This window comes from Bacillus sp. Medicinal_06, assembly GCF_056711665.1.
Window position 1 is genome coordinate 37,000 of record NZ_JBWYHD010000007.1, and the last position, 13,915, is coordinate 50,914.

The 13,915-nt window shown below is 31.7% G+C and carries 11 protein-coding genes and 1 pseudogene; 2 read left to right on the top strand and 10 right to left on the bottom strand.

Features of this window, described 5'->3' with window-relative positions:
* Positions 1 to 565: 565 nt before the first annotated feature.
* The 4 genes from AC1M36_RS17710 to AC1M36_RS17725 all read right to left on the bottom strand — a co-directional run bounded on the left by AC1M36_RS17710 (position 566) and on the right by AC1M36_RS17725 (position 5,325).
* On the bottom strand, positions 566 to 1,630 hold the full coding sequence (locus AC1M36_RS17710) for an undecaprenyldiphospho-muramoylpentapeptide beta-N-acetylglucosaminyltransferase (RefSeq protein ID WP_479846083.1): 1,065 nt from the start codon (positions 1,628 to 1,630) through the stop codon (positions 566 to 568).
* Between the two features lie 85 nt (positions 1,631 to 1,715).
* On the bottom strand, positions 1,716 to 2,624 hold the full coding sequence (locus AC1M36_RS17715) for an NAD-dependent epimerase/dehydratase family protein (protein ID WP_336453155.1): 909 nt from the start codon (positions 2,622 to 2,624) through the stop codon (positions 1,716 to 1,718).
* A complete protein-coding gene (locus tag AC1M36_RS17720; RefSeq protein ID WP_336453156.1) occupies positions 2,621 to 3,607 on the bottom strand; it encodes a UDP-N-acetylglucosamine 4,6-dehydratase family protein in 987 nt (328 codons plus the stop codon). The genes AC1M36_RS17715 and AC1M36_RS17720 overlap by 4 nt, the downstream gene beginning before the upstream one ends.
* 878 nt (positions 3,608 to 4,485) lie before the next feature.
* Positions 4,486 to 5,325, bottom strand: coding sequence for a polysaccharide deacetylase family protein (locus AC1M36_RS17725; protein WP_336453157.1), 840 nt, complete (start codon positions 5,323 to 5,325; stop codon positions 4,486 to 4,488).
* A gap of 296 nt (positions 5,326 to 5,621) precedes the next feature.
* On the opposite strand from AC1M36_RS17725, the gene AC1M36_RS17730 reads away from it, so the two are divergent.
* Entirely contained in the window at positions 5,622 to 6,968 is a 1,347-nt protein-coding gene (locus tag AC1M36_RS17730) for an NAD(FAD)-utilizing dehydrogenase (protein WP_336453158.1), read from the top strand.
* 138 nt (positions 6,969 to 7,106) lie between these two features.
* Here AC1M36_RS17730 and AC1M36_RS17735 read toward each other — a convergent pair whose 3' ends face one another.
* The 4 genes and pseudogenes from AC1M36_RS17735 to AC1M36_RS17750 form a co-directional block, all read right to left on the bottom strand.
* Positions 7,107 to 7,265 (bottom strand): hypothetical protein, encoded by a 159-nt coding sequence (locus tag AC1M36_RS17735; protein WP_336453159.1) that lies wholly within the window; start codon positions 7,263 to 7,265, stop codon positions 7,107 to 7,109.
* A pseudogene (locus AC1M36_RS17740) lies at positions 7,258 to 7,704 on the bottom strand (N-acetylmuramoyl-L-alanine amidase family protein); the annotation flags it as partial. The pseudogene AC1M36_RS17740 and the gene AC1M36_RS17735, both read right to left, overlap by 8 nt.
* A 127-nt stretch (positions 7,705 to 7,831) precedes the next feature.
* Positions 7,832 to 9,622 carry a sensor histidine kinase gene (locus AC1M36_RS17745; RefSeq protein ID WP_336453160.1) on the bottom strand — a complete coding sequence of 597 codons (1,791 nt, stop codon included), beginning with the start codon at positions 9,620 to 9,622 and terminating at the stop codon, positions 7,832 to 7,834.
* Entirely contained in the window at positions 9,619 to 10,305 is a 687-nt protein-coding gene (locus AC1M36_RS17750; RefSeq protein ID WP_479846084.1) for a response regulator transcription factor, read from the bottom strand. The genes AC1M36_RS17745 and AC1M36_RS17750 overlap by 4 nt, the downstream gene beginning before the upstream one ends.
* Before the next feature lie 248 nt (positions 10,306 to 10,553).
* On the opposite strand from AC1M36_RS17750, the gene AC1M36_RS17755 reads away from it, so the two are divergent.
* Entirely contained in the window at positions 10,554 to 10,943 is a 390-nt protein-coding gene (locus AC1M36_RS17755; RefSeq protein ID WP_336453162.1) for a LysR substrate-binding domain-containing protein, read from the top strand.
* Positions 10,944 to 11,158: 215 nt separating this feature from the next.
* Here the strand turns inward: AC1M36_RS17755 and AC1M36_RS17760 are convergent, their stop codons facing one another.
* Together AC1M36_RS17760 and AC1M36_RS17765 are read right to left on the bottom strand one after the other, a co-directional pair.
* On the bottom strand, positions 11,159 to 11,761 hold the full coding sequence (locus AC1M36_RS17760) for a hypothetical protein (RefSeq protein WP_431613428.1): 603 nt from the start codon (positions 11,759 to 11,761) through the stop codon (positions 11,159 to 11,161).
* Between the two features lie 727 nt (positions 11,762 to 12,488).
* Entirely contained in the window at positions 12,489 to 13,787 is a 1,299-nt protein-coding gene (locus AC1M36_RS17765) for a cation:proton antiporter (RefSeq protein WP_336453164.1), read from the bottom strand.
* Between the last annotated feature and the right edge of the window lie 128 nt (positions 13,788 to 13,915).

Sequence of the window (13,915 nt, forward strand, 5' to 3'; positions counted from 1 at the left end):
TCACCCCGCATCAGTAAAAACATTATACTCTCAATCCTCATATCTATTTTTATTATACAGATATAACCTTAAATACTCCTTAAAAAATAACACTTCTTCGTATTTTTTACAACCTGATAGAATCGAAAAAATGCAAAAATACTGTATCTACAAACTATATCGAGAGTATTGCCAAACTAAAATAAACATGCAATGTTATAAATCAAAAAAACTATGTAAAATCGATTGACTTTCCTCAAAAGTGGTTATCATACTAGTAAATCCGTCCTCTCTGGAGATAGTTTGGAATACTATCGTTTTTCCAGGAAGACGGATTTCTTTATGCATTCATCTTTGGATATTTATGAGTTTTGCAACACCCTCTTTATGATTGAAAGTGAATCAATTAAATCCACCTGATTTCCCATATCTTTAATAAGTTTCACCTATTTAGTCTCTGCTTGTACAGCTTTTGCATCATCAGTATTAAATGGCTGATCTTCTCCATAAAGATAACTTTTCTCCGAACACAAAAGCTTAATTCAGTCATGCAATTTGTTAATCCTTACGTGTATAACCCTTCTCATTACTTAACCATTTCACAGATTAAATCAACTAATTGAGTAGTTCCCTCATTATCTTTTCTTCTATAATTGTTCATATTTTGAATATATCTTTCTCTGTCATTATATAATTGATTTATCGAATTAATAAATTTGTAGTCTGTTGTATCTTCTTGAAGTAATACTTCAGCGTAACCTGAATGCCGAAAATATTCCGCATTTATAATTTGATCTCCTCTACTAGAACCACTAGTGAGCGGGATTAAAAGCATCGGCTTTTTCAAAACCAATAATTCAGAAATAGCAGTAGAACCTGCCCTTGAAACAACAACACTCGCAAGATTAAGTATATCCGGTAATTCCTCTCCTACATATTCGAACTGTTTATAGCCTTCTGCCTGAATGGATGGATCCATTTTTCCCTTTCCACACATATGCACAATATTAAACTTCTCTAATAATTTATTTAAATTATCTCTGACCATACCATTTATCCACTGCGCACCTTGACTTCCACCCATTACTAATAGCACAGGTTTATTTATTTGAAATCCACAATAAGCTCTTCCACGTGATACATTACCTTTTTGAATTTCTTCTCTCACAATTGGACCTATATAAATCGTTTTTTGGGGATTTAGTTTCTTTTCTGTACCAGGGAAAGTTATACAAATTTTCTTAGCAAAAGGCAGCGCTATTTTATTGGCAAGCCCTAAAGTACTATCTGGTTCACGTATAATAATAGGTATCTTGTTCAACCACGCTCCTATAACTACAGGAACAGATACAAATCCACCTGCTGAAAATACAACATCCGGTCTCATTTTCTTCATTAATCTATAACTCTGTAGACATCCCTTTATAATTTTAAAAGGATCTTTCACATTATTCCAATCCCAATACCGTCTAAGTTTTCCTGTTGAAATACTTTGATATTGTGTATTTGTAATTAACGATTTTTCAATTCCATCTTGAGATCCAATATATTGAACATCCCATTCCTTTTCAATAAATTTGGGGATTAGTGCCACATTAACCATAACGTGTCCTGCTGTACCGCCTCCAGTGAAAAGAATTCTTTTGTTCATATATGATTCCCTCCTTTATTGTGTATTTAAAAAGTTAACACTCTAACTTTTTTATATTTTATACATCTTCAAAATAAGGAAAGTTTCACCGTACTCGTATATTTCCCCTCATGTATTTCAATATATCTTTTAATGAGTCAGTAAACTGAATTCTAGGAGTCCAACCTAGTTGTCTAATATCATTTAGAACTAAATCCGATTGATCTTTATTCTTCCTATTATTTGTTTCCTCCACCTGAAAATCTAGCTTCGTTATTTCCCTATATTCTTTTAGCACTTCTGATAAAGACCTTTTTGTTCCTGAACCAATATCATATTTCTTTCCTGCTTCACCTTCACATAGTAATATGTGATAAGCAGCAACTGCATCACGGACATCCAAAAAATCTCTTGTATCTTGTAGATTATGAATCTCAATAACAGGCTCACATTTTTCCATTTTAATATCTATTAACTTCTTCCCAATAAGAGAACATATACCTTTTGATTCCCCTGGTCCGATTAAATTTGAAGGTTTTGCTATCACAATATTCGAACCTATTAATTCCCCCCAAGCATCCGCAATCATTGCTTGTATAGTTTTACTTAAACTATACGGATGAGGAGGAATTGTATTTTTTGTAAAATCAGATTGTAAGGCTGAACCAAGAATAACTGTCTTACAATTTGGTACTTCTTGTCTCAGTGCTTCTAATAAATAAGAAGTTCCCATTATATTAACTTCCACATATTCAAGAGGTTGCTTCCACGACTCTAAAACAGAATTACGTCCTGCTAGGTGTAGTACGTAATCAGGTTTTATCTTTTTAATTAGATTCATCACCTCAGTTTTATTTGTTAAATCACAAACAACACCATTGTTTGAATGAGTTATCTGAGAGTGATTGTGAAACATGGGAATGACATTTATACCAAGTTCAGAAAAATATCGATAGGCATGCTGCCCTGTAAAACCATTTGCGCCAGTTATCAAAAGACATGCATTTCTGTTCATGATACAAAACCTCCTCGTTGTAACATATGCTTTATTTCATTTTTTTTAAGTAGTTCCTGTTGAGAATTATAGTTTTGTAACGTAACACGCGGATAATTTGAATAGTACTCTTGAAGACCTCCTATATGAATAGTAGGCAATACGACAAAATAGTCTTCATCAAAACATATACTTGTTCTACTCTCAACTTCAGAAAGTAGCATTTCACTTAACTTTTCGCCTGGACGAATCCCCGATTCTTTTATTTGTACATTTGTGTTTTGGGAATTCTCAATTAAAACCTCTGCTAAATCTATAATTCTACAAGCTGGCATTTTCATCACAAAGATTTCTCCACCTCTTCCTTCGTATGTCGCTTTAAATAACAATTCAATTGCCTCCTCAATTGTTAAGAAAAATCTCGTCATATCTAAATCTGTAATATCAACTCTTGAATGTTCCTTGATTTGATTTATAAAAAGAGGGACTACACTTCCATTTGACCCCAAAACATTTCCACCACGTACACAAATAAATTTTGTTTTCTTTGTCTGCAAATTTGCATGAATAATAAGCTTTTCTCCAATTGCTTTTGTCATCCCATATGTATTCGATGGGTCAGCAGCTTTATCTGTCGAAACATATATTACTTTTTCTACTTCATTTTGAATGGATGCTTCAATTACGTTTTGTGTTCCATGTATATTTGTTTTAATTGCCTCATAAGGATGATATTCACATACCGGAACATGTTTTAAAGCAGCAAGATGGAACACATAATGAACACCTTTACAAACAGAATGTAATTGCTCTTTATCACGAATATCTCCAATAATAAATTTCAAATTATCATGATTAGCAAATTGTTGTCCCATTTCAAATTGAACTGTTTCATTTCTTGAAAAAATTCGTATTTCTTTTGGAGATTCTTTTAATAATCGTTTTATAAGTTCATGGCCCCAAGAGCCTGTACCACCAGTAACTAAAATTGTTTTATTATACAATTACTTTTCCTCCTAACAAATAACCACTATAGAATGTGTTAAATATCTACTTAACAGATACTTAAACGAATTCTTTATGTTTCCATAGGCTTATCCATATATCTTTCATTGATTTAAATCATACTAATCATTTGTTACATTTGTTTGACAAAATAGAAAGGGAGAAACAAATTAAATAGTTTCTCCCTTTCTATTTTGTATTTCAGAAGATATTATATGTCTCCTATAAAAACTTTATATCTAACACCTTTATTCCGTTTGCATTATTCTAAATAAAGAAATTTAATAATTGTAAACGAACAATAGAGTTAACCCTTGTTTATATCATATTAGATGCATTTATATTAATAACAAAACGTGCCTTCATCACATCTACATCATCAGTATTATATAGTTAGTGAATTTATATCCAAATTATAGTATCAATACATAATCATTAAGATAGAAATTTGTCAAGAGAGCTCCTAAAGTAAATACTGGTTCTTTCATAAACTACTTAAAAAGTTTAGAACTCCTCTTCGATACTTTTTTATTCTTTAATTCAATCCAACCTAATCTGCACCTTATATTTATCTCCAACTATTAATCTATATCCTGAAAAGAACACCACAATGTTATGCCAAAGACATACGCTCATAAATCACAAAGACACCTCCGTAGTACCTATACCATCATTCACGGATGAATAGTATCGTTTAAATTTTAATAATAAAATACCTCCTCTGGATTATTCCAAAGGAGGTATTTTATCATTCGCTTCTAATTTTTCTATTGGCAATCTACTCTATTGATTTTATTGTACATTAAATTTCAACTATTAATCTCTAAATTATGTTTTATATAAATATATGTTTTAAAAGCTTTTAGAACATTTTATGTTACAAACGGTGATCTTTCTGGAAATTCAGATGAAAATGATCCGTATCATTATATACACCAAATTCATATCCTTGTTCCTTATAAAATTTAATAATTTCCGGCAGTGCTTGTAATGTCTGTGGTTTTTCGTGCATCAGAACAACTTCTACCTCTTCTGTCGTTGCCATCTTTACATTTTCTATAATTTGGTTTGGATTATCTTTTAATTTCCAATCATTAGAGTCAATTGTCCAATCCCAAACTTTAATTCCAGCTTCTACAATTTGATTCCGAATTTCTTCACTCTTTAATCCTGGTGCAGAACCATATGGCGGACGTACTAATTTAGGATTTGTGCCTGTAATATCATGGATAAGAGCTAATGCTTCTTTCATCTCTGGTACAAATTGTCCGTTCTTATATAGCTTGTTACTATTATGTGTCATACTATGTGCTCCAATATAATGTCCCTCTTTTACTGTACGTTTTACGTTTTCCTGAAAACTTGTATTTTGCAAATTACTTCCTTGCATAAAAAATGTTGATTTAACATTATGTTCTTTTAATACATTTAAAAATTGACCTGTTAATGTGCTAGGACCGTCATCAAATGTCAAATAAACAACTTTTCCTACTGGTTTTCCATCAGGTCTTTTTTGTCTTGTCGGTGATGTTTCATTTTTCTTTTCTTGTTGCGTGTTAACTTGTTTGACATTTTCTTTAGCTATCCCTTTCGCAGGAGTAGAGCTCAATGTTCCAATTAAAAAGAACATGTAAAATGCCGTTGCTAGAACAACTCCTAGTGGTATTACTATTTTAATTATTCTACTTGTTTTATCCTTACTCCGTGATTTTTTCATTACTTATCTATCCTTTCTCTATTGATTTTTATATGAATTATTTATAAAGCTGAACTTTTATTAGGTGATTCATTATTTTAAACCAGTTCTTACAATAAATAGATTAATAGAGAAAGATAAAGATAAAATGCAGATAATGTCGAAATCAATTAAAGATTAATCTATTGACCCTTAAATAACGTATAAAATAAAAAAACAGTTGCCTCTCTAATCAATGTAAGCTATTTCCTAACTTTTAAAATTTGTTATACACTAGAAAAATAGCAAACAAACTATTCAATAGCAGGTGAAAGAATATGTATGATGTTACAATCATCGGTGCTGGAGTAAGTGCTGTTTTTATGGCTTATGTACTAGCTAAAAGCAATCAAAAAATATTAATTCTTGATAAAGGCAAACCATTAGAACATAGAAACTGTCCTTTAGATACGGGCAATTTATGTACTTGTAATACATGTGATAAATATTTTGGCTTTGGTGGTTTAGGGAAATCTGAAGGGAAATTTAATTACACAAATGGGTTCGGAGGAGAACTAGAGCAAAAAATAGGTAAAAAAACTTTTCTAAAACTAATGGATGAGGTAGACGAGGTTCTATGTCGTTTTGGTGGGGACATAACTCCAAAATATTCAACAGAGAATCTAAGCCTTACCCAAAAAGCTGAGGCATGCGATTTACAGATGTTAACAACACAAGTAAGACATCTAGGTACTACACTTTCAACAAAAATTTTTCAGCAACTCTATGAATTTTTATGTAACAAGATAGATATCCAATTTCACATAGATGTACAACATATCGTTAAACAGGAACAACATTTTAAAATAACTACAAATCAAGAGGTTATTCACTCTAGACAAGTGGTATTTGCAACTGGGCGTTCTGGGACAGACTGGTTAAAAGAAAAATGCTCTTCTCTTGGGATTATACAGGAGCAAGCTCGTGTAGATTTAGGTATTCGAGTAGAGATGAAAGAACATCAATTACGCTCGATATTAAAAGACACATTTGAAACAAAACTTTCTTATCAATATAACAATTTCACAGCAACTACTTACTGTATGAATCCAAAAGGACGTATAATTCGTAAGTACGAAGAAGGATTAGTTATGCCTGATGGACAAAATTTTCGAGAACAAGGGACTGGCACTTCCAACTTAAATTTCACTTTATTTATCCCGTGCTATTTCCCTACTCTTAAAGAAGCCGATTTATACGCAAAGAAAATTATTAAAGGAATTAATCAGGGACAGGATCGAATTGTTGTGCAGCGCTTAGAGGATTTATTAAAAAGACAACCTACAGTAGAAAAGATGATGCAATATAATCGTATACAACCTACACTACAAGGGGACTATGGAGACCTTCATAAAGAGATCCCTCCGTTATATATTGAAGGACTCAAAGAATTTTTGTTACGTTTAGAAAAATTTATTGAAGAACCTATTGATAAAGATACCTTACTATATGGAATTGATGGGAAGTTTTATGCTCCTACGATTAAAATCAATGAAAGGTTTGAGACAACTATTAAGGGCTTGTATTTGATTGGAGATTGTTCAGGCATTACTCATTCATTATCTCAAGCAGCAGCAAGTGGTCTGTATGTTGGAAAGTATTTATCTACTAGTTCAACACCTTAATTATAGGCACTACTTAATCCTATACTTACGATAAATGACAACATTATTATATAAAATTGCACTTTAAATCACAAAATGAAAAAACCAGGATAAATTCTTAAAATCACCCTGGTTTTTTCTGCATTACATATGTTTTTATTATTTTTTAATGATGGAAACTGAATCTAATACATGTATCCGATTCTCTATATCTTTAGTAAATTTTTTCCATTCGATCTCTTTTTGCATAGCTTCTGCATCATCCGCATTAAATGGCTTGTTTTCCCCATATGATTTATTAAACTGTAAAATCCCCATTTTTATTAGCTCCATAATGAGTTGTGATTCCTTTTACATTTATATCCTCAAAAGCATCATGATGAATGCTGATATAAAGATCCGCAGAATGGTCTTTAGCTACTTTGACACGCGCTTGTAATTCTTCTTTTTGCTTTGTTTCTGAAAGTAAACTAGTATCATTTTCACGTGTCAATATAACTTTTGCATCCGTTCTTTCCTCTAGCTCTCTTTTTATATTTTGAGCCACTTTTAAATTAAGATCCTTTTCAATTGTGCCTAGCTTCTTTCCTTTCGTCCCTCTATCTCTTCCACCATGACCAGGATCAATTACAATTGTTCTTCCTTTCAAGCGTAAATCATTACTTGTTACATTTTTTTGTGCTTTAGCATTCAATAACCAAAAGCCTGTACTTATTAGTAAGATTATAAATAAGAGCAATATTGCTACTTTTTTCATTTCAACACTCTCCTTATCAGACTTCAATTCATTTTCTAATGAAAATATTAATGAGTACTGATAAAGATAAAATGCAGATAATGTCGATTTTGTTTAAAAATAATAAAAAACGTGTAGAACGAAAACTCTACACGTTTTTATTTAAATAAAAGAAAAATAATACTCCATCTTCTGTATTTAATGCGCCATACTCCACACCATGCAACTCTAAAATATTCTTGGAAATAGCAAGACCTAATCCAGTTCCACCTTGGGAACGTTGACGTGAAACATCTCCACGATAAAAGCGATCCCATATTTTCTCCAAATGTTCCGATGCAATATGAACTCCTTTATTTTCGACACATACTTTTACACGTTCATTTTCTTCTATAGTAGAAATAATAATCTTTTCATTTTCTGGCGTGTAACGAATCGCATTGGTAATAAAGTTAGTAATCACCTGTTCAATTCGATGTTGATTTGCCACTACCTCAACTTTAGAAAGTTGTTTATAAACATGTAATTGCTTAGCAGTTATATCCAAGGCTAATTGTTCGCATATATATTCAATAATCTCATCAATATAGAAAACATCCATTTCCATTTTATACGTACCGGATTCAAATTTTGCTAATTCCAGCATATCAATAATAAGCATATCCATCTTATCTACTTCTTTTGACATTGCTTTAAAGTAGTAATCTTTTTTATTACTAGCAACACCATCTTCTAAAATGGAAATACAACTCTTCATTATACTTAAAGGTGTCTTTAACTCGTGTGAAACACCAGAAATAAATTCTTTACGTGTATTTTCTAATTGTTTTTCTTTCTCTATATCTTGTTGCAATTGGTTAATATACGAATGCAAAGTTTTAGAAAGTGTATTGATATTCTGTGATAAATTACCTATTTCATCTTTCGTCGTAATAGGTATCGTCTCTGAAAAATCCAAATTCGCAATTTTTTTTGTAGTATCGTTTATTTGTAATAATGGCTCAGCAATTTTTTTTGAGTAATAGAATGATGCCAAAACAATAAGAAGCAATACAAATATAATTAAATATATATAATAATCTTTTATCATTTGCACAGCTTCATCAACTGGCTGTAATGATGTCATAGCAAAAATATAATTTGTTTTACCATTTGCATCTTTTGTCGGTTTAATTAATATTTTATATTTAATATCATTTTGTTCATAATCCCTAATTTCCGTAGAGCTCAACTTATTATGATTTTCATTTAATACTAAATTTACTTGAAAGTTTTTTATCCTATCTATAAACACATGATTTGTATAAATAAAGTTCGTCCTTACATTACCCTCAGGTAATTTTACTTTTTCAATATTTCCTACTAAATATATTGAACTTTCTTTCGGTGTAGATTCTGTTACATTTGGTTTCCCATATAACTTATCTGCTAATTGTTTATTTTCCAGCTCAACGTTCTTATTTTCCACTCTTAAAATTGCAGGGACTATTGTATCACCTTTTTGTACCCCATCAATAATAATACGATCCCCCTGCTCTAAACTAAATTTTATCCTCTTCGTATCATCTAATTCGGTTAAATTATACAATGGGATTTTAATTAAATGATTAGAAAAAAACTTGTTTCGAGAAGGTTCTAGTTGAATTTCAACAGAAAAATCATTGACATACTTAATATTCCCTAAACTATCTAGCGTTGTAATCCATGTCGCATGCTCCTGATAGAAAGTTTGTTCCAATTCTTGAATTTTTTCCGCATCCTCCCCAGCCTTTACATATGCTTTTTCAAAAGATTGAATACTTGTTTTAATATTATTAACTTTTCGATTCGCATAGTATTGCTTAAAAAATAGAGTTTGTCCAATAAAAATAGTTGCTAAAATAAGTGTGCATAACGCTGTTGTTAGCAAAAATAATTTTAATACAATTCCTTTTTTCATGCCTGCCCCTCAAATTTATAACCAGCTCGGACAACAGTTACAATACAAGTTGCTTTATGTCCTAATTTATGACGCAAATTACGGATATGACTATTGACTGTACGATCATCACCAGCAAATTCATAACCCCAAATTTTAGTGATTAGTTGTTCTCTCGTAATAATAATCCCTTGATTTTGCATTAAATACGTTAATATTTCAAATTCCGTATGTGTTAAACTTATACCTTCCCCATCTACAATTACTGTACGTGAGGGAAAATGTACATGGATGCCACTACTGGTTAATGTGTCTTCGCTAGATACATTAACTGTAGAAGTATACCTACTTTCAATTAATCGTTTTGCTCTCGCTAATAAAATTGGTGGACTATACGGCTTTGTAACATAATCATCTGCGCCTAATTCAAAGCCAAGTAATGTATCATCCTCATCCACACGAGCTGTTAACATGATGATAGGCACGTTGGATGATTTACGAATCCTTCTACAAACAGACCATCCGTCTAACTCTGGCAACATAATGTCTAAAATAATTAAATGTACTTCATGTTCTTCAAATATAGTTAAAGCTGCTTTTCCATCTGCTGCTTCTAACACTTCATATCCTTCATTCAATAAATAATCCTTAGCTATTTCACGTAAAATATCTTCATCTTCTACAATCAGAATTGTTTTTTGCATAGTTCTCTCCTATCTTTCCCTAATGATTACATTTACTTTTTATTTTTATACTGTTCAATCCTACAATTTTTTACTATACCTTTCCTTTACACTCATTGTACCAAAATGAGATAAAGATAAAATGCACGTAAAATATAAAATCTATATTTTAAAATTCCCATCAACTATAACAATCCTTCACATATACATTTATGTTATGGAAAGAATAAACCAGCCATAGTGAATACGTTTCAAAATCTCACCCACATTTGAATGTTTTAGATAAAAGCTACGACAGTCAAAAAATAAGCGAGTGTTTGATTACCACCGAGAAAGAATGTAGTTACAGAAAAATATTTGAAGAATATCTTCGAGGATGGGAAAGCGTACCTGCCTACACCATGGAACTTTGGAGTATCAAGGCGATTAAACGTTGTGTAATGAGAGGGCTTGATATTTCTTATTTACCGTTAATGACTGTAAAGGACGAAATCCTAGAAGAAAGGTTAAAGGTTATCCCCTGCGATGGTGATTTTAAACAGATTTTCTCTCAAGTTATTTATCATACAAACAAGTGGGTTTCTCCATCTTTATCAATGTTTATCGATATTACTTTAAAACATGCAAGAGGCTGGTCATATGTAAAAGCTACTTGTTGAGTATACATGATACTTTTCTTAAATAAAGTATACCGCCAACATTTCGTTAATGCCGGCGGTATACTAAGCGAATTTCAACCTAAAAAAGTCGATTTCCAGTATAAGAAAAATACATGCCTTACATTAGAAAAATGTCAAAACCAAAAAGGATTATTCCATATCCTTCTTTATTGTAATAAACCGGTTTATTACAATAATCTAAAAATCACGATTTTTTAAGAACAAAAAGTAGTAGTAATATTTAGTGTCCATCCTATAATAGAACCTTCAAATACAACAAAGTCATCAAATACAAAGAGATTCCATACACCATTTGGATCTATTCCATTGAAAACACTTAAAGTCGATCCATATGGAGGTGGTGGTGCTGGAGAAGGAAAAGTATCTATAAGTATAGGATCAATACCAAGATAATTGGTTGGTTGAAATGTACCAGAGACGATTTGACTTTCGTCAGGAAGTAAAGTTTGTGCAGAATCGTTAAAATTTAATATAACACTATTAACCTCGAACCCACCTCCCGCATCCGCCATAAGAATAACGTTTTGCCCTTGTGGTCCTACAAGCAAGATATCAACATCATCAGGGAATATATGAGTCAGGCCAATTAATGTCACTGTAATTTGAGTAACCTCACCCGATAAACCTGTAACATGAATACTAGATGGATATGGTATTGCTGGGCCTTCGGATGGTAGAACAATTGGGGACAAATTACTAAATGTAGCTGTGGAAACAGTGCAAGGAGTAGATATAGGATCAGGAGTAGGACCAAAAACAGAAAGAAGTTTACAAATTTTCCTAATAAATGGATACAAAAAATTCACCTCACTTATCTATACTATTATATTTAATTCAAAAAAAGTGATTTCGTTTCTTATACTTGTCCCATTTATAAAATACTTTAAGTAATTTATTTAGTTTTGATAATTGCAATTATGTAAACTAAATTTGTATACAGTATACATGTGAACTTTGGGATCTAACTTGTTTTTTAATAAATTAATTATTTTTCATATTTCTTTACTTTCGTACATTTCTTATAACAAGGGTGTCATACAGTAAAAAGAAAGCTTATCTTGATTTTAATTTTATTTATTATATTCGTTTATATCAAGGCGAAGATAAAAATTGGCTAATTACAATTAATGTTCATTTAGTAGGATTTAATGGAAGCTATAATACTAAAATTCAATATAAAGAAAAAGATCCCATATATGTTTTTGACTATAATATTTATCGGTATTATCGGGGTAGGACAACGATTCGCAGATTGAGGGCACTATGGAAAATACAGGAATAAGCAATATAGCTCTACATCATTGTTGTATATCTTACAATCGGTGTAACTAAAATAATGTGATTATTATCAAGAAAAGTAGAATAAGTCCAGAAGTTACCTTCCCCCTCAGGTTATCTACTTTTCTGAATCATCAATCCGATTTATTATAGAACCACTCGTTGTTATAATGCCCCTGTATTAGTTGATAAACTTCGGAAATCATGTTCTTTTCGCAATTTTAGCAATTATTCTAAAAAATATTATTAATCATCTTTATTTCGATCTGGAACTAAATTCTCATCTCCTGGCATTAGTCTCCATTTCTTTTTTAGAACGATACGGAACCAAACACCAGGCAAGAATGAGGTCATTAATGCTAACATAACGAGTACGGCAAAAAACTCCTTGTTGACAATCCCCGTTGAATATGCAATAGAAGCGAGGACAATTCCAGGACCTCCACGGTCATTGATGGCTATTGCAAGATTGAGACTAGTTAAAGGATCCTGCTTGATCATCCTTGATGTTAGATAAACGGATAACGTTTGAACGAAACAAGCAAATAAAAGAAAACCAAGGAAATAAAATGGATTAAAGTTTTTAATAAGATCTAATTGTAGCCCAACAATCGCAAAATATAGTGGAATAAACCAAGAAAAGCCAACTTTTGAAACAATATATTCAACTTTATCCACTTCATCTGTTGGAATGGACAGTTTGATCATAATTCCAGCGAGAAGAGCTCCAAAAATAGCCTCTACATGAAGGTACCCTGCAAGTGATGCTAACATAAACATGGTGAATAGGAAATATCCAAGATGTGATGCTTTAAAAAGAAAATTATTTTTAAGAAATGTGAAGCGATTAAATAAAAAGTGTGCAATTAAAAATATTCCGCCAATAAAGCTAAGGTTTATTAATATCGTTTTGAGTCCTAAACTAAATGTAATAATACCTTCTTGGCTTGCTATTGCTGTTGCATATCCTAAAGCCACCCATAGAATAATATCGTGTATACCAGCACATGCAAGCACTATTTTGGCAAATCTAGTGCGCATAATCCCTAAGTCATTAAATATTTTTGATATAACGGGTATTGATGTAACCGCAATAGATACAGCAATAACAATCTTGATCGCAAGCGGACTGTTTGCGCTTCCCATGTAGGAAGTAACATTTAATAGATCAGCAGCAAACCAACCTACAATAAATGCTGGAATGGTTGCCCCTACAACTAATGCAGAAGTGATTTTAAAATCTTCTTTATTAAATTTTGTCTGGAATTTTAACCCTGAACTAAACATGAGCATAAGTAAGCCAATTTGATAAAGAATTCCAAATAACTTACCTTCTCCATCGAAACCTAAAAACATCCATTGGAAAGTGTCAGGGAAAAAATAGCCTAACAATGTTGGTCCAAGAACAAGACCTGCAGATATTTCACCGATAACTCGAGGAATCATCATACGTTCTGCTAAAAAACCCAATAGATGAGCTAAAGCCAAGAGACAGCCCATGGCAAATAAAAAATGAGCGACATCTACACTCTGTATACTAAACAAAAATATCCTCCTTTCTATAAATATTTATATATATTATGTAAATAGATGGAATTATGTAAAGGTATGAGTACAATTTAATAAAATAGTGCAAAGCCCATCAGTGATACCTAGCCTCATATAAAGTTCGT

Coding starts and splice junctions, on each gene's coding strand:
- AC1M36_RS17710 (WP_479846083.1), bottom strand. CDS start 1,630: ATGAACAAAAGAATTCTTTTCACTGGAGGCGGTACAGCAGGACACGTT.
- AC1M36_RS17715 (WP_336453155.1), bottom strand. CDS start 2,624: ATGAACAGAAATGCATGTCTTTTGATAACTGGCGCAAATGGTTTTACA.
- AC1M36_RS17725 (WP_336453157.1), bottom strand. CDS start 5,325: ATGAAAAAATCACGGAGTAAGGATAAAACAAGTAGAATAATTAAAATA.
- AC1M36_RS17730 (WP_336453158.1), top strand. CDS start 5,622: ATGTATGATGTTACAATCATCGGTGCTGGAGTAAGTGCTGTTTTTATG.
- AC1M36_RS17735 (WP_336453159.1), bottom strand. CDS start 7,265: ATGGGGATTTTACAGTTTAATAAATCATATGGGGAAAACAAGCCATTT.
- AC1M36_RS17745 (WP_336453160.1), bottom strand. CDS start 9,622: ATGAAAAAAGGAATTGTATTAAAATTATTTTTGCTAACAACAGCGTTA.
- AC1M36_RS17750 (WP_479846084.1), bottom strand. CDS start 10,305: ATGCAAAAAACAATTCTGATTGTAGAAGATGAAGATATTTTACGTGAA.